Origin of the sequence: Mesorhizobium vachelliae (genome assembly GCF_033977325.1) — a bacterium.
Classification (GTDB): domain Bacteria; phylum Pseudomonadota; class Alphaproteobacteria; order Rhizobiales; family Rhizobiaceae; genus Mesorhizobium; species Mesorhizobium vachelliae.
In genome coordinates this window covers 225,876-242,199 of the sequence record NZ_JAVIIR010000008.1, presented here as the reverse complement: position 1 = coordinate 242,199, position 16,324 = coordinate 225,876, and the positions used below count along the sequence as shown (strand labels likewise).

Here is a 16,324-nt window from a genome sequence, read left to right as displayed (position 1 = left end):
CGATCAAATAAGCGCTTGCCAAATCAATAAGTGTAGACTTATGCTTTATCCATGATCGAAGCAGAGATTTTCCGGGCGCTCGCCGACCCTACCCGTCGCGCCGTCTACGAGCGCCTGACCGCCAGCGAGATGAGCGTGACCGAGCTGCGCGCCGGGATGAGCGTGTCGCAGCCGGCGGTCTCGCAGCACCTTGCCGTGCTGCGCAGCGCCGGCCTGGTGGTCGAGCGGCGCGCCGGCCGCAACGCCTATTACCGCGCCGATCCGCAAGGGCTCGACCCCCTGCTCGGCTGGATCGAGCGCTACCGCGCCTTCTGGCCGGAACGCATCGAGAAGTTGAAGACGGTTCTGAAGGGAATGGACCAATGACTGCAACCGAAACCCCGACGGTCAATGAAGCGCCGCTCAGCTTCGAATGCGACCTTCCCGATCCGCCGGAAAAAGTCTGGCGGGCACTGACCGAGCCGGAGCTGCTCGCCGCCTGGATGATGCCGAACGACATGAAGGCTGAAGCCGGCAGCCGCTTCGCCTTTGCCGGACCGGATGCGCCGATCGAATGCGAGGTGCTCGAGGCCGAGCCCGGCAGGCTGCTGCGCTATTCCTGGCGCGAGCGGCCCGGCGCGAAAGACGCGGACCAGTTCCCCGCCTTCGACAGCATCGTCACCTTCACGCTCGCCGGCACCGCCTCGGGCGGCACGCATCTCCGCATCGTCCATGACGGCTTCGTGCCGGTGGCTGAGCCTGTTGTCGCCATTGCCGGCGCCGGCTGCGGGCTCTCGCTCGACGCGCGCAAGATCCCGACCGCCGCCAACGCGCCCTCAATGATGCTGCGCGCGGCCTGATCGATAGAAACAGAGGAAACCCGTCATGAGCATTGCCAATCTGGTGCCGATGGTCATCGAGCAGTCGAGCCGCGGCGAGCGCTCCTTCGATATCTTTTCGCGGCTGCTGCGCGAGCGCATCGTCTTCATCAATGGCGAGATCAACGACAATGTTTCGGCGCTGGTCTGTGCCCAGCTTCTGTCGCTTGAATCCGACCATCCCGACAAGGAGATCTCGCTCTACATCAACTCGCCGGGCGGCATGGTGACCAGCGGCTTCGCCATCTACGACACGATGCAGTACATCTCCTGCCCGGTGTCGACGGTATGCATGGGCTTTGCCGCCTCGATGGGCTCCTTCCTGTTGATGGCAGGCTCCCCAGGACGCCGCATCGCCTTGCCCAACACGAGGATCGTGCTGCATCAGCCGCTCGGCGGCTTCCAGGGCCAGGCTTCCGACATCCAGCGCCATGCCGAGGACATCGTGCGCACCAAGCAGCACATGACCGAGCTTTACGCCAAGCATTGCGGCCGGACCTACGAGGAGGTGGAGCGCACGCTCGACCGCGACTATTTCATGAGCGCGGCGGAAGCCAAGGACTGGGGCCTCGTCGACCACGTCTACGACACGCGCAAGAAGGCGGCGTAGGCACAAGTCTGCCGGCAATCCCTGGCGATACGACAGGGTCATGACGAGAGAATCCAAGAGGGCAGAGACCGTGCAGTTTCCTCATGGCACGACGGGTTATTTCAGCACCTCGAATTGGCGGAGGATCCAGGAAACCTGATAGATCAGTCCTATGGTCACGAAAGCCCCCTGGTAGCGCTTGCTCGGGATGATTACGGCGACGGCCGAGCAGAGTGCGAAGACCACCTGCCTGACAGGATATTCCATCCCCAACGAGCGAAAATGCTCGACACCCTTGATCAGCGTATCGACGAAATCGAAAAGAAAGATCAGCGTCAGCGAGCCATAGAACCATTGGCGTCGCGACTGAAAGTAGTCTTCGAATCCCTTGTACTCGTCCATCCGGTCGGGAAACAGCAGAGCCGACAGGACGGCGAACAGGATCGTGTAAAGGATGAGGAAGAAATAAACCTCGAAAGTCCAACCCTGTAGCGACGACAGGCCGAATTCGAACCACCAGAAATGCGTGATCGCCAGCAGCATGAATACGGCCCAAGCGATATGGATCGGGTAGATCTGCTCGCGTTTCGGGTGCTGCACGAAGCGGGTCAAACCCGTGACGAGAGGCGTCATGCTGAGGCCAAGCACCATGCCGAGAATGATGCGCACATGTACAAAGACATCATGGCTTACAGGCGCGCCGTCCATATCAGGCGGCCTCGGACCGCCAGTCGAAGCTCGCAAGGAGATTGTTCAGGCCCATCGCGATGTCTCCTCCGTCAGGTCGGCGAACCGCCATTCCGGTTCCAGGCGCCCCGATATGACGGTCATGCCAAAATGCACAGTGACCGGGAAGGTTTTGACACATTGTCCCGGCTCGTCGAGAAGTGCCTGTCGCCGCGTGCTGAGCTGAACGAATTTTCACGCTGCCGAAATTGCCGCGGAAAACGATGCTTTGGCGCACGGCGCGAGTCGGCGATCGTCTAATTCAGAATAACCTTGCGCCGTAATAAAACAAATTGCCGGTAATATCTCGGTTGTTTGCTCAACTATATTAGAATAAGTTGAAAAATATCTTCAAAAGCTGCCCGAGGGAAAGCGGTGCGAGCCAAGCTGACGGCGCGCGGCAATTTGATTGCCTCGCGTCTGGCATCGCTCCGGCCGCGCCCCTATAGTCCGCGCATGATCAGGTCCGTTCAGTCCAGATATTTATGCGCCGCCTTGGCCGCGCTTGCCGGTGTGCTGATGGCCGGCAACGCGCTCGCCGACGACAACACGGCGCAGAAGCTGCCCGGCGTCAGCGGCGACTACCGCATAGCCAAACCGGCGCCGCAGCCGGAGCCCGATGACGCGCTGCCGGCGGGCAGCGACGGCTCGTTCAAGATCGGCAACACCGATGTCAGGATCGGCGGCAGCATCAGCATCGACATGGCGACGGGCGGCATGAAGCTGCCGAACCACTGAGGACGCTTGCATCGCTTGTTCGCAAGCCGAAGCACCCACAAATGAAAGCCCCATCCCTGCTTTGCAGATGGATGGGGCTTCATGGATTTGAAATCCAACTTTAGCCGGGAGTGGACTGCCAGCGTTCTGTTTCGGATGCAACGCGGCGTTCAGCCGACGATCCGACTATGGTCTCTAATTGTAAGGAATCGGCAAGTCACGGTTTGTCGGGCTGGCGTTTCAAGTCTGCCCTGGCACTTATACCCGCCGCGGCTCCATCTCCGTGTGGAGCCTCAAGGGACTGTCCGGTGGCGTCATGCTCCGCTCCTGGGTCCGTTGCGACAATGTCGTTCGAAGCGCTAATCGCTATCACCTGCGGCGTCTCGCAGGCCGCCAGTTGGGCGGCGAGGCCATCGAAAGACGACCGGCTTCGCTGACGCTTTTGAGACTGCTCCCGTGGGTCGCTGGCGTCAACCGTCGATAGCCGGTTACCGAAAAATGTGATCGCAAGGAGGTTACGTGAAGGTAAGTCAGCGTCTCTGTGGATCAAGGCGGCGGGCACCTGTGGCACCTGTTTCCGCAGCGCATGCGGCGATTGTCTCCACACCGCTTGGCGCGATTGTTTCCACAGCGCTTAACGCGACTGTTTCCACAGCGCTTTGTCAGGAGCATGTTCGACCTTTGTTCTTTCCGCTTGCCCGCTCGCGCGAAAGACGGTTAAACCCATCATCGGCCACCTCCGTCGAGATTTGTGGCGTCTCTCGACGCGGCGGCAAAACAACCTACATAAGGGATGGCCGGGACGATCCCGCCCAATCCAGCAAATTCCAGATCTGAGGCGGCGACCGGCGATGGCCGACCATAAATACCTTTCCATTCGCGGGGCGCGCGAACACAATCTCAAGAACGTCGATCTCGACCTGCCGCGCGACAGCCTGATCGTCATGACCGGACTGTCAGGGTCCGGCAAGTCGTCGCTCGCCTTCGACACCATCTATGCCGAGGGCCAGCGCCGCTATGTCGAAAGCCTGTCGGCCTATGCCCGGCAGTTCCTGGAGATGATGCAGAAGCCGGACGTAGACCAGATCGACGGCCTGTCGCCCGCCATCTCGATCGAGCAGAAGACCACCTCGCGCAACCCGCGCTCGACGGTCGGCACCGTCACCGAGATCTACGACTACATGCGCCTCTTGTTCGCGCGTGTCGGCATCCCCTATTCGCCGGCCACCGGCCTGCCGATCGAGAGCCAGACGGTCAGCCAGATGGTCGACCGCGTGCTCGCGCTGGACGAAGGAACGCGCCTGTTCCTGCTTGCGCCGATCGTGCGCGGCCGCAAGGGTGAGTACCGCAAGGAACTGCTGGAGCTGCAGAAGAAGGGTTTCCAGCGCGTCAAGGTCGATGGCGTCTTCTATGAGATCGCCGACGTGCCGGCGCTCGACAAGAAGTACAAGCACGACATCGACGTGGTCGTCGACCGCATCGTCGTGCGCAGTGATCTGGCGACCCGGCTGGCGGACTCGATGGAGACGGCGCTGAAGCTCGCCGAGGGCCTTGCCGTGGCCGAGTTCGCGGACCGGCCGCTCGACGCCAGCCTGACCGGCGAGGACTCGGTCAACAAGTCGAAGAACGAGACGCATGAACGCATCCTGTTCTCGGAGAAATTCGCCTGTCCGGTGTCCGGCTTCACCATTCCCGAGATCGAGCCCAGGCTGTTCTCCTTCAACAACCCGTTCGGCGCCTGCCCGACCTGCGATGGCCTCGGCAGCCAGCGCGCCATCGATCCCAACCTTGTCGTGCCGGACGAGAACGTCTCGCTGCGCGACGGCGCCATAAGCCCGTGGGCGAAATCGACCTCGCCCTATTACGCGCAGACGCTTGAAGCGCTGGGCAAAGCCTATGGCTTCAAGCTCGGCGACAAGTTCAAGGATTTGAGCGCGGAGGCTAAAGAAGCGGTGCTGCACGGCACCGGCGAGCGCGAGATCACCTTCCAGTATGATGACGGCCTGCGCTCCTACAAGACCACCAAGACTTTCGAGGGCGTCATCCCCAATCTCGACCGGCGCTGGAAGGAAACGGAATCGGCCTGGATGCGCGAGGAGATCGAGCGCTTCATGTCGGCCACGCCCTGCCCCGCCTGCAACGGCTACCGCCTGAAGCCGGAAGCACTCGCCGTGAAGATCGGCGGCAAGCATATCGGCGAGGTCACCGAGCTGTCGATCCGCAAGGCCGACCAGTGGTTCACCGACCTGCCGGCCAAGCTCAACGAGAAGCAGAACGAGATCGCGGTCCGCGTGCTCAAGGAAATCCGCGAGCGGCTGCGCTTCCTCAACGATGTCGGCCTCGACTATCTGACGCTGTCGCGCAGCTCCGGCACGCTGTCGGGCGGCGAGAGCCAGCGCATCCGCCTTGCCTCGCAGATCGGCTCGGGCCTCACCGGCGTGCTCTATGTGCTGGACGAGCCGTCGATCGGCCTGCACCAGCGCGACAATGCGCGGCTGCTCGATACGCTGAAGCACCTGCGCGACATCGGCAACACCGTGATCGTCGTCGAGCACGACGAGGACGCCATCCTGCATGCCGACTATGTCGTCGACATCGGTCCGGCCGCCGGCATCCACGGCGGCCGCATCATCGCGCAAGGCACACCGCAGCAGATCATGGCGACACCTGCCTCGATCACCGGCAAGTACCTGTCGGGTGAGCTCGAGGTGACGACGCCCGCTGTACGCCGCGAAGCCAAGAAGAACCGGCGCATCAAGGTGGTCGGCGCGCGCGGCAACAACCTGAAGAACGTGACGGCGGAGATCCCGCTCGGCACCTTCACGGCGGTCACCGGCGTGTCCGGCGGCGGCAAGTCGACCTTCCTGATCGAAACGCTGTTCAAGGCGGCCTCGCGCCGCATCATGGGCTCGCGCGAGCATCCGGCCGAGCACGACCGCATCGAGGGGCTCGAGTTCCTCGACAAGGTCATCGACATCGACCAATCGCCGATCGGCCGCACGCCGCGCTCCAACCCGGCCACCTATACCGGCGCGTTCACGCCGATCCGCGACTGGTTCGCGGGCCTCCCTGAAGCGAAGGCGCGCGGCTACCAGCCGGGCCGCTTCTCCTTCAACGTCAAGGGCGGCCGCTGCGAGGCCTGCCAGGGCGACGGCGTGATAAAAATCGAGATGCACTTCCTGCCCGACGTCTACGTCACCTGCGACGTCTGCCACGGCAAGCGCTACAACCGCGAGACGCTCGATGTGCTGTTCAAGGGCAAGTCGATCGCCGACGTGCTCGACATGACGGTCGAGGAAGGCGTCGACTTCTTCTCCGCGGTACCCGGCGTGCGCGACAAGCTGGAGACGCTGAAGCAGGTCGGCCTCGGCTACATCCATATCGGCCAGCAGGCGACGACGCTATCCGGCGGCGAGGCGCAGCGCATCAAGCTCGCCAAGGAACTGTCGCGCAAGGCGACCGGCAAGACGCTCTACATCCTCGACGAGCCGACCACCGGCCTGCATTTCCACGACGTCGCCAAGCTTCTGGAAGTGCTGCACGAGCTGGTCGACCAGGGCAACACGGTGGTGGTCATCGAGCACAATCTCGAAGTCATCAAGACCGCCGACTGGGTCCTCGATCTCGGCCCCGAGGGCGGCGATGGCGGCGGCGAGCTGGTGGCGTCGGGCACGCCGGAAGCCATTGTGCGCGAGAAGCGCAGCTATACCGGCCAGTTCCTGAAGGAGCTTCTGGAACGCCGCCCCGGAGGCAAACGCGAAGCGGCGGAGTGATGGCGGACAACGGCCTGATCTCCGTCGAAAGCCGCTTCCGCGTCGGTGAAACCATCGACCGGCTGGTCGAGACGGTCACCAGCGCGGGATTGCGCGTCTTCGCGCGCATCGACCATGCCGCCGGCGCGCGTGAGATCGGCGCGCCGTTGCGCCCGACCGAATTGCTGATCTTTGGCCACCCGAAGGGCGGCACACCCTTGATGCAGGACCGGCAGCTTGCCGGCATCGATCTGCCGATCAAGGCGCTGGCCTGGGAGGATGAGCAAGGCAAGGTCTGGCTATCCTACAACGATGCGCTTTGGCTGGCCGAGCGCCATGGCCTCGGCAACGCCAGCCGCGAAGCCGTCGCGGCGATTGGCTTCGGCGTGCACAAGGTCATCTCCGCGGCCGCGGGCGCTGCGCCGGCCACGTTGTGAGAGCCACGGATCATGACCGACGAGATCTTTCGATTTTACGCCGACGATCCAGAGTTCGTTTTCGCTACCTGCGCAAGCATTGGAGCGAAGCCATCCTGCGCTGGGAGGGGCGGAAAGTCGGCGCCAGTAACATATGGCTGATGGTTATCGTGCTGGATCAGAGCGCTGCCGCGACGGCCTTCCGGAGTTGGCTGGGCAAATACGGCAAAGCTGGCGATCTGGTGATCCGCAAGTGGCCCTTCCCACCGATCATGACGGTTCCTAACACGATCGTCGTCAGGAGACGGTCGCAATTTTCGAATTGGCTCCGGCTCCGCGAACAGGGAGCCTGCCATGAAGCCTAGAATTGCCACCCCCCAGGACCTTCTCGCCGTCGTCGAGCTGACCACCGAAGCTTACGCGCCTTACACCGCCGTGTTCGACGCGCCGCCGATCCCGGTCACCGAGGATTACGCGCCGCGCATCGAGCGCGGCGAGGTCTGGCTGTTGGAAGAAGACTCAAAGCTCGCCGGATTGATCGTGCTTGAGCGCCATTCAGGCCACGCCATGATCTTCAGTGTCGCCGTCGCGCCGGCTTTCCAAGGCAGGAAGCTCGGCATCAAATTGCTCGACTTCGCCGACGGGCAGGCGCGGTCATGGGGCGTGCCGGAGGTGCGGCTCTACACCAATGCGCGCATGGAGCGGAACATCGCGCTCTATTCGGCTTATGGCTATCGCGAAACGGGTCGCCGGGCCAACCCGTACCGGCCAGGATGGACGCTGGTCGACATGGTGAAGCCGGTCGGCAGGGCCGCCTGATCGTATTTCAAAAACACGGAGGAGGAAGACGATGACTGCCCAAGGAAAAATCCGCTCCGGCATGGGCGGCTGGACTTTCGAGCCCTGGGACACCTCCTTCTATCCGGAGAAGCTCGCCAAGGCCAAGCAGCTGCATTACGCCAGCCGGCAGGTGCCGAGCATCGAGGTCAACGGCACCTATTATTCCAGCTTCAAGGAACCGACCTTCGTCAAATGGGCCAACGACACGCCGGAGGGCTTCGTCTTCTCGCTGAAGGGCAACCGCTTCGTCACCAACCGCCGCGTGCTCGGCGAAGCCGGCGAATCCATGATGCGTTTCCTCGGCTCCGGCGTCGCCGCGCTCGGCGAGAAGCTCGGCCCGATCCTGTGGCAATTCGCGCCGACCAAGAAATTCGACGCCGACGATTTCGAAGCTTTTCTGAAACTCCTGCCTGAAAAGCAGGATGGCGTGCCTTTGCGCCACGCGCTGGAGGTCCGCCACGATAGCTTCATCGTGCCGGAATTCCCGGCGCTGGCGCGAAAATACAAGGCGGCAATCGTCTATGCCGACCACGCCAAATATCCGGCGATCGCCGACGTCACCGGCGATTTCGTCTATGCGCGATTGCAGACCGGCAGCGACGATAATCCCGACTGCTACACGCCGAAAGGGCTCGACGATTGGGCGGCCCGGGTGAAGACTTGGGCCGAAGGCAAACAGCCGGCCGACCTGCCGCGCGCCGATCCCAAGACCGATGCGCCGGTCAAGCCGCGCGACGTGTTCGCCTACTTCATCACCGAGGGCAAGGTGCGCGCGCCTTTCGGCGCCATGGCGCTGATGAAGCGGGTGGCAGACTGACAAGGCAAATCCAGCAATCTTCGCGGCGATCGTAACGCAATCGATACTTCCTTGCGGCACTAATGAACCTACGTCAGGTTGCAGAAGCCCGGCGCCGGCAAGGACGCGTGGATGCTGCTCGACTACAACTCATTGCTTCTGGCCGTCGGCTTCTCCGCCGCTTGCCTCAGCCTCACGCTGTTCGGCACCTGGCTGGCTGCGCGCTCGGACACGTTTCTGCTGACCTGGGCAATCAGCGTGCTTATCGTGGTGGTCGAGGTCTTTGTCTACGACGCCTACATCGAGAGGCCCGGAACGGCCCTTGGCGTGCTGACGCTGGCGCTGCTCTTGCTCGGCTTCTCGGTCATGCTGGGTGCTGCCCACCAATTCAGGACCAGGCGTTCGCCGTTACCGCTTATCGCGCTTGGCGTCGGCATTTCCTATGCCATCGCGCTGCCGCCGATGGCGCTCGGCTATGACGGCCTGGGCTTCATGCTCGAAAACGCGCTGGCCGCGCTGCTCCTGTTCGGCACCGCGTATCAATATTGGCGGAGCCGTGCGGAGGCGCCCGTCCACCTCATCGGCGTGGCGCTGCTCTACTCGCTGACCGCGGCGTCTTTCGTCGCGTGCGCGGCTGTGCTGGCGTGGGACGGCAAGCTCGTCCTCGGCCATGCGCCGAGCAACTGGGCGGAGGATCTGAGCCTCGTCATCGTCATCGCCTCCATGACCGGCATCGGCGCGTTGTCGCTGGCGCTCAACCAGGGGCGGCTCGCCCGCCACCACCAGCGCGAGGCGCAGACAGATGCTTTGACCGGCTTGCTCAACCGCCGCGCTCTGTTCGACCTGCACGGCAGGACGCCGGTCAGCGCCTTCACGGCTGTGGTGGTGTTCGACCTTGACGGCTTCAAGGCGATCAATGACCAGTTCGGCCATGCCGCCGGCGACGAGGTGCTGAAGGTTTTTGCCCAGGTGCTGTCCGCCGACCTGCGCCCGAACGACTCCGTCGCCCGCATGGGCGGCGAGGAATTCGCAATGGTGTTGAGGCGCACCTTGCCCGAGACGGCCGAAGCCACGGCCGAACGTGTCAGGGCCGCGTTCGCTGCGCGCACGATTGAGACCGAGACCGGACCATTGCGCTGCACGGTCAGCGCTGGCTTCGCCTTCGGCAGCAGCGATGGCATGAGCTTCGACAAGGTGCTCAGTGCCGCCGATAAGGCGCTCTATGCCGCCAAGCGCGGCGGCCGCAACCGCGTGCTGGATTTCCGACGCGCCGGGTGAGCTCCGGAGGACCGCGTAAGAAGTCTCAGTGGTGGGCGATCACTTCGTTGAATGCGTCGAGATCGACATAGAAGACCTTGGTCATTTCACCCAGCAGATCATCCTCGTCATAGCCTTGCGACATCAGGATGTTGATCGCCGTCATGATATCGACGCGATCGGTGAGCCGCCGCTTCTGATAGTCCTCGACAAAACGTTCCATCGCCGTCCCCTGGCACGAATCTTTTTGGACGCGTTGACCGACAATCACTGCGGGGAAAGCTAGGCAGGCTCGCTTGCGTGGAACTTGCGGGCGGTGGCCGCGCGCCTTCCCCCTTATTCGCGACTGGTACGGAAAGCGGCCGACTCACCAAGGCCAAGAAAAGACTAGCATGCGGTATTCGACGCGCCAGAGTTGGGGAAGGCCGGCGGAGAGAAATATTGGGCCTGCTGTCGCCTCGCGATGTCAACCGAAGTCGAGCAAACGATTCTAGACTGTCAAAAACTTCCGCACATCAGCCCGGTCGAGGTCCTCGGCGGGACCGGTATGCACGATCTGGCCGCGATCCATGATGTTGACCTCGTCGGCAAGTTCCCGGCAGAAGTCGAGATATTGCTCGACCAGAAGCACGGCAATCCCTGCCTGGTCACGCAGATAGCGGATGGCGCGGCCGATATCCTTGATGATCGAGGGCTGGATGCCTTCGGTCGGTTCGTCGAGCACCAGGAGCTTCGGCCGCATCACCAGCGCACGGCCGATGGCAAGCTGCTGCTGCTGGCCGCCGGAAAGGTCTCCGCCGCGCCGTGACAGCATCTGCTTCAGCACCGGAAACAGCTCGAAGACATGGGCCGGAATGGTGCGGTCTGCGCGCCGCAGCGGCGCAAAACCGGATTCCAGGTTCTCGCGTACCGTGAGCAGCGGAAAAACCTCCCTGCCCTGCGCCACGAATGCGATGCCCGACCGGGCGCGATCATACGCCGCGCTCCGGTCGAGCGCCTTCCCCTCGAAGGCAACGCTTCCGCTCGTCAGCCGGTGGTGGCCGACGATCGATCTCATCAAACTTGTCTTGCCGACGCCGTTGCGGCCGAGCACGCAGGTGATCTTGCCGGCGCCTGCCTTCAGCGAAACGCCGCGCAACGCCTGGGCGGCGCCATAGTGAAGCGTGGCATTGGAGACTTCGAGCATGGTCAGCCCTTTCTCCAGCGCTTCTGGAACGCGAAATCGAAACGATAGAACGGAACGCGCCAGACCATGCTTCACCGCCCCAGATAGACTTCGACGACGCGCTCGTCGGCCGAAACGAAATCGAGCGTGCCCTCCGACAGCACCGAGCCTTCATGCAGGCAGGTGACCTTGACGCCGAGCTCGCGCACGAAATGCATGTCATGCTCGACGACGACGACCGAATGATCGCGCGCGATGTCCTTGAGCAGCCGCGCGGTCTCCTCGGTCTCGGCATCGGTCATGCCGGCGACCGGCTCGTCGACGAGCAAAAGCTTCGGGTCCTGCGCGAGCAGCATGCCGATCTCCAGCCATTGCTTCTGGCCGTGGCTGAGATTGGCGGCGAGCTCGTCGCGCTTGTCGCCGAGCCGGATGATGCCAAGGATATCGTCGATGCGCCGCGTCTCGGCCGGCGAGCGGCGATGGAACAGCGCCGGGAAGATCGAGCGCGGGCCTTTCAGCGCCAGCATCAGGTTATCCTCGACGCTGTGGCTCTCGAAGACGGTCGGCTTCTGGAATTTGCGGCCGATGCCCATCATGGCGATCTCGGCCTCGTCATGCCGGGTGAGGTCGACCTGGCCGTCGAAGAACACCTCGCCTTCGTCCGGCCGCGTCTTGCCGGTGACGATGTCCATCATCGTCGTCTTGCCGGCGCCGTTCGGTCCGATGATCGCCCGCATCTCGCCCTTGTCGAGCACCAGTGACAGGTTGTTGATGGCGCGAAAGCCGTCGAAGGAAGCCGAGACGCCGTCGAGATAAAGGATGGTGTTCGACTTGTTCATGATCGCTCACTCCGCCGGCTGCGGTTCGGGGCCGGTGGCCGACCAGGCGCCCGGCGTCCTCGCCGCAGAGCGAACGATCTTCGGCTGCGGCATCTCTGGATCGGCGCCAGCTTCGGCAGCAAGCGAGGCCGCGCGCAGCGCTTTTGCCTTGCCGCGCCAGCTGTCCCACATGCCGACGATGCCCTTGGGCAAAAGCAGCGTGACGGCGACGAACAGCCCGCCCAGCGCGAAGAGCCAGAATTCCGGCAGCACGCCGGTGAACCAGGATTTGCCGGCGTTGACGAGCAGCGCGCCGATGATCGGCCCGACGATGGTGCCGCGCCCGCCGACGGCGGTCCAGATCACCACCTCGATCGAGTTGGCCGGATCGAATTCGCCGGGATTGATGATGCCGACCTGCGGCACGTAGAGCGCGCCGGCGATGCCGGCCATGATGGCCGACACGGTGAAGGCGAACAGCTTGACGTTCTCCGCCCGCCAGCCGAGGAAGCGGGTGCGGCTCTCGGCATCGCGCACCGCCATCAGCAGCTTGCCGTATTTGGAGCGCACGATCGCCGCCGTGACAAACACGGCAAGCGCCAACGTGACGGCGCTCGCCGCAAACAGCGCCGAGCGCGTCGCGTCTGCCTGCACGCTGAAGCCGAGAATGTCCTTGAAATCGGTCAGGCCGTTGTTACCGCCAAAGCCCATGTCGTTGCGGAAGAAGGCGAGCAGCAGCGCATAGGTCATCGCCTGCGTGATGATCGACAGATAGACGCCGGTGACGCGGCTGCGGAAGGCAAACCAGCCGAAGACGAAAGCGAGCAGGCCGGGCACGGCCAGCACCATCAGCGCCGCAAACCAGAAATGGTCGAAGCCGTACCAGAACCAGGGCAGTTCCTTGTAGTTCAGGAACACCATGAAATCGGGCAGGATCGGATTGCCGTAGACGCCGCGCGAACCGATCTGGCGCATTAGATACATGCCCATCGCATAGCCGCCGAGCGCGAAGAAGGCGCCATGGCCGAGCGAAAGTATGCCGCAATAGCCCCAGACCAGGTCGAGCGCGAGCGCCAGCAGCGCGTAGCACAGATATTTGCCGACCAGCGCCACGATGTAGGGCGGGATGTAGAAGGCGCTTTGCGGCGACACCGCTAGGTTGAGCAGCGGCACGACGATGGCTGCCGCGAGCAGCGCGACGATCGTAACGCCAATCCGGCGGTCGGCGGCAAAGAAGCGGTGCGCGATCATGCTTCCACCGCCCTGCCCTTCAGCGCGAACAGGCCGCGCGGGCGTTTCTGGATGAACAGGATGATCAGCACAAGCACGACGATCTTGCCCAGCACCGCGCCGGCATAGGGCTCGAGGAACTTGTTGACGATGCCGAGCGAGAAGGCGCCGACCAGCGTGCCCCACAGATTGCCGACGCCGCCGAAGACCACGACCATGAAACTGTCGATGATATAGCCGTGGCCGAGATTGGGCGAGACATTGTCGATCTGGCTGAGCGCCACGCCGGCAATGCCGGCGATGCCGGATCCAAGCGCGAAGGTCAGCGCGTCGACCCACGGCGTCTTGATGCCCATCGACGCGGCCATGCGGCGATTGGCGGTGACGGCGCGCATCTGCAGGCCCCATGGCGTCCGCTTCATGACATAGAGCAGCACCGCGAAGACCAGCAGGGCGAAAACCAGGATCCAGAGCCGGTTCCAGGTGATGGCCAGTTGGCCGACGTCGAACGAGCCGGACATCCAGGACGGATTGCCGACCTCCTGGTTGGTCGGCCCGAAAATGGTGCGCACCGCTTGCTGCAGGATCAGCGAAACGCCCCAGGTGGCCAGGAGCGTCTCCAGTGGGCGTCCATAGAGAAAGCGGATGATGCCGCGCTCGATTGCGAGGCCGACAAGTGCAGCGACCAGAAAGGCGAGCGGCAGCGCGATGACCAGCGACCAGTCGAACAGGCCGGGGAACGAGGTGCGGATCACCTGCTGGACGACGAAGGTGGTGTAGGCGCCGAGCATCACCATCTCGCCATGCGCCATGTTGATGACACCCATGACGCCGAAGGTGATCGCGAGCCCGATCGCGGCGAGCAGCAGCACCGATCCCAGCGAGATGCCGTACCAGATGTTCTGGCCGGCATCCCAAAATGCTAGCGTCGAATTGATACTCGCGATTGCTGCCGTCGCCGCTTCCTTGACCGCTCCGGAGGCGTTGGCCTCGACGGAGGTGAGGAGCGAGATCGCGTCGCGGTCGCTGCGGGACCCGATCAAGGCAATTGCGGCGAGCTTGTCCGTATCGGGCTTGTCCGAAACCAGTATGGAAGCCCCACGCGCCTGCTCCAGCAAAGCCTTGACGCTCGCCACGGTTTCACCGGCGATCGCTGCGTCGAGCGGCTCGATGTTGGCGGCATCTGGTGTCTTGAACATAGTGTTGGCGGCGGCGATGCGGACAGTCGGATCCTTGGAACCGAGCGTCAACGTGCCCAATGCATCGCGGATGGTGCGGCGCAAAGTGTTGTTGACGCCGATCTGGGTTAAGTCATCTGCGGAAGCTTCGCCCGCTGCCTCGCCGCTCAGAGGATCGAAAAGCTGGATGCTGTCGCTCCCTTCCTTGCCGACAAACACCATCGAGTCGGCGGCGCGAATGTAAAGACTGCCTTCCGCCAATGCAGCAAGCGGCCGTTCGACAGCCGGATCGCCTGTGGCTGTCAACTCGCGAACGATAACTCCAGTCTCGGAAAAGTCCGCAGCTGTCGCGAATTTGGCGATGATGGCACGCAGATCGGCTTCCGCAGCGCCCGAGGACGACAGCGTCGTCAGCAGGAACAACAGCGTGAGGCCAATCGCACGGAAGATCTTCATCGGTCTTTGGTGGCCCTTGAGGGTTTAATGGGCGTCCGGACGGTGGAGGAACCCGTCCGGACGCGCGCAGTCTTGGGCATGGACCTGATGGTCCAGCCCGGGGAGGATCAGTTGGTGCCCTTGCCGCCGCACTTGCCGGTCTTGACATTGAAGTTGCCGCAGCTGAGCGGCGCGCGCCAATCGGAAATCAGGTCCTTGGAATCGGGCAGGTAATCGGACCATTCGTCGCCCATCACCAAGCCGGGCGTCTTCGAGACCGTCTGGAACTGGCCATTGGCCTGGATTTCACCGATCAGCACCGGCTTCGTGATGTGGTGGTTCGGCATCATCGTCGAATAGCCGCCGGTCAGGTTCGGCACCGAAACGCCGACCATGGCGTCGATGACCTTGTCCGGATCGGTGGTGCCGGCCTTCTCGACCGCCTTCACCCACATGTTGAAGCCGATATAGTGAGCTTCCATCGGGTCGTTGGTGGTGCGCTTGTTGTTCTTGATGAACTTGTGCCAGTCGGCGATGAACTTCTTGTTCTCGGGCGTGTTGACGCTCTCGAAATAGTTCCAGGCGGCGAGATGGCCGACCAGCGGCTTGGTGTCGAGACCGGCGAGCTCTTCCTCGCCAACGGAGAAGGCCATGACTGGGATGTCCTCGGCCTTGATGCCCTGGTTGCCGAGTTCCTTGTAGAACGGCACGTTGGCGTCGCCATTGACGGTCGAAACCACCGCCGTCTTCTTGCCGGCCGAGCCGAATTTCTTAATTGCGGAGACCTCGGTCTGCCAGTCGGAGAAGCCGAACGGCGTATAGTTGACCATGATGTCCTCGGCCGGCACGCCCTTCGACTTGAGATAGGCTTCGAGGATCTTGTTGGTGGTGCGCGGATAGACATAGTCGGTGCCTTCGAGCACCCAGCGCTTCACCGAACCCCCATCGGCGCCCATCAGGTAATCGACGGCCGGAATGGCCTGCTGGTTCGGCGCAGCGCCGGTGTAGAAGACGTTGCGCTCGCTCTCCTCGCCCTCATACTGGACGGGATAAAACAGGATGTTGTCGAGCTCCGAGAACACCGGCAGCACCGACTTGCGCGACACCGAGGTCCAGCAGCCGAACACGGCCGCGACCTTGTCCTTGGAAATCAGCTCCCGCGCTTTTTCGGCAAAGAGCGGCCAGTTGGACGCCGGATCGACGACCACGGCTTCCAGTTTCTTGCCGAGCAGTCCGCCCTTTGCGTTCTGCTCGTCGATCAGCATCAGCATGACGTCTTTCAGCGTCGTCTCCGAAATCGCCATGGTCCCCGACAGCGAATGGAGGATGCCGACCTTGATCGTGTCTTCCGCCGCCCGGGCGGAAGCCGACGCCAGCAGGCCAGCCGCGACGACCCCCGCCGACAAGGTTTTTGTTATCTTCGCGAAGTTACCCCTCATATGACACACTCCCAAGCATGGTTGTTTGCATCGCAATATTAGCGGTGCAAGCGACGTGCCAGATAGGAATGCACCCATCGTAATTTCCGGATAACGAAGAGATTACAGT

At 62.8% G+C, this 16,324-nt stretch carries 16 protein-coding genes; 9 read left to right on the top strand and 7 right to left on the bottom strand.

Features of this window, described 5'->3' with window-relative positions:
- The first annotated feature begins 51 nt into the window (after positions 1-51).
- From RFM41_RS18860 to RFM41_RS18850, 3 genes are read left to right on the top strand one after another with little or no spacing between them, the layout of a single operon-like run.
- The gene (locus tag RFM41_RS18860) at positions 52-366 is read left to right on the top strand and encodes an ArsR/SmtB family transcription factor (RefSeq protein ID WP_320245034.1); all 315 of its coding nucleotides are present in this window, start codon (positions 52-54) and stop codon (positions 364-366) included.
- Entirely contained in the window at positions 363-839 is a 477-nt protein-coding gene (locus tag RFM41_RS18855) for an SRPBCC family protein (protein WP_320245033.1), read from the top strand. Before RFM41_RS18860 ends, RFM41_RS18855 begins: the two co-directional genes overlap by 4 nt.
- A 25-nt stretch (positions 840-864) precedes the next feature.
- A complete protein-coding gene (locus tag RFM41_RS18850) occupies positions 865-1,467 on the top strand; it encodes an ATP-dependent Clp protease proteolytic subunit (protein ID WP_320245032.1) in 603 nt (200 codons plus the stop codon).
- A gap of 96 nt (positions 1,468-1,563) precedes the next feature.
- Here the strand turns inward: RFM41_RS18850 and RFM41_RS18845 are convergent, their stop codons facing one another.
- Entirely contained in the window at positions 1,564-2,154 is a 591-nt protein-coding gene (locus tag RFM41_RS18845; protein WP_320245031.1) for a hypothetical protein, read from the bottom strand.
- Between the two features lie 474 nt (positions 2,155-2,628).
- On the opposite strand from RFM41_RS18845, the gene RFM41_RS18840 reads away from it, so the two are divergent.
- The 6 genes from RFM41_RS18840 to RFM41_RS18815 all read left to right on the top strand — a co-directional run bounded on the left by RFM41_RS18840 (position 2,629) and on the right by RFM41_RS18815 (position 9,971).
- Positions 2,629-2,910: a hypothetical protein gene (locus RFM41_RS18840; RefSeq protein ID WP_320245030.1), complete on the top strand. Its 282-nt coding sequence runs from the start codon at positions 2,629-2,631 to the stop codon at positions 2,908-2,910.
- 830 nt (positions 2,911-3,740) lie between these two features.
- On the top strand, positions 3,741-6,662 hold the full coding sequence (uvrA, locus tag RFM41_RS18835) for an excinuclease ABC subunit UvrA (protein WP_320245029.1): 2,922 nt from the start codon (positions 3,741-3,743) through the stop codon (positions 6,660-6,662).
- A complete protein-coding gene (locus RFM41_RS18830) occupies positions 6,662-7,078 on the top strand; it encodes a DUF302 domain-containing protein (RefSeq protein ID WP_320245028.1) in 417 nt (138 codons plus the stop codon). The genes uvrA and RFM41_RS18830 overlap by 1 nt, the downstream gene beginning before the upstream one ends.
- A 333-nt stretch (positions 7,079-7,411) precedes the next feature.
- Positions 7,412-7,876 (top strand): GNAT family N-acetyltransferase, encoded by a 465-nt coding sequence (locus tag RFM41_RS18825; protein WP_320245027.1) that lies wholly within the window; start codon positions 7,412-7,414, stop codon positions 7,874-7,876.
- 31 nt (positions 7,877-7,907) lie between these two features.
- Positions 7,908-8,714 (top strand): DUF72 domain-containing protein, encoded by an 807-nt coding sequence (locus tag RFM41_RS18820; protein ID WP_320245026.1) that lies wholly within the window; start codon positions 7,908-7,910, stop codon positions 8,712-8,714.
- 111 nt (positions 8,715-8,825) lie between these two features.
- Complete coding sequence (locus RFM41_RS18815; RefSeq protein ID WP_320245025.1) at positions 8,826-9,971, top strand: GGDEF domain-containing protein; 1,146 nt, start codon at positions 8,826-8,828, stop codon at positions 9,969-9,971.
- 25 nt (positions 9,972-9,996) lie between these two features.
- Here RFM41_RS18815 and RFM41_RS18810 read toward each other — a convergent pair whose 3' ends face one another.
- The 6 genes from RFM41_RS18810 to urtA form a co-directional block, all read right to left on the bottom strand.
- Positions 9,997-10,173 (bottom strand): hypothetical protein, encoded by a 177-nt coding sequence (locus RFM41_RS18810; protein ID WP_224582295.1) that lies wholly within the window; start codon positions 10,171-10,173, stop codon positions 9,997-9,999.
- Between the two features lie 267 nt (positions 10,174-10,440).
- Positions 10,441-11,136, bottom strand: a complete 696-nt coding sequence (gene urtE, locus RFM41_RS18805) for an urea ABC transporter ATP-binding subunit UrtE (RefSeq protein WP_320245024.1) — start codon at positions 11,134-11,136, stop codon at positions 10,441-10,443.
- Positions 11,137-11,207: 71 nt separating this feature from the next.
- Positions 11,208-11,954 (bottom strand): urea ABC transporter ATP-binding protein UrtD, encoded by a 747-nt coding sequence (gene urtD / locus RFM41_RS18800; protein WP_320245023.1) that lies wholly within the window; start codon positions 11,952-11,954, stop codon positions 11,208-11,210.
- Positions 11,955-11,960: 6 nt separating this feature from the next.
- A complete protein-coding gene (urtC, locus tag RFM41_RS18795) occupies positions 11,961-13,184 on the bottom strand; it encodes an urea ABC transporter permease subunit UrtC (protein WP_320245022.1) in 1,224 nt (407 codons plus the stop codon).
- A complete protein-coding gene (gene urtB / locus RFM41_RS18790) occupies positions 13,181-14,797 on the bottom strand; it encodes an urea ABC transporter permease subunit UrtB (RefSeq protein WP_320245021.1) in 1,617 nt (538 codons plus the stop codon). The genes urtC and urtB overlap by 4 nt, the downstream gene beginning before the upstream one ends.
- Before the next feature lie 107 nt (positions 14,798-14,904).
- Positions 14,905-16,215, bottom strand: coding sequence for an urea ABC transporter substrate-binding protein (gene urtA, locus RFM41_RS18785; RefSeq protein ID WP_320245020.1), 1,311 nt, complete (start codon positions 16,213-16,215; stop codon positions 14,905-14,907).
- Positions 16,216-16,324: the final 109 nt, after the last annotated feature.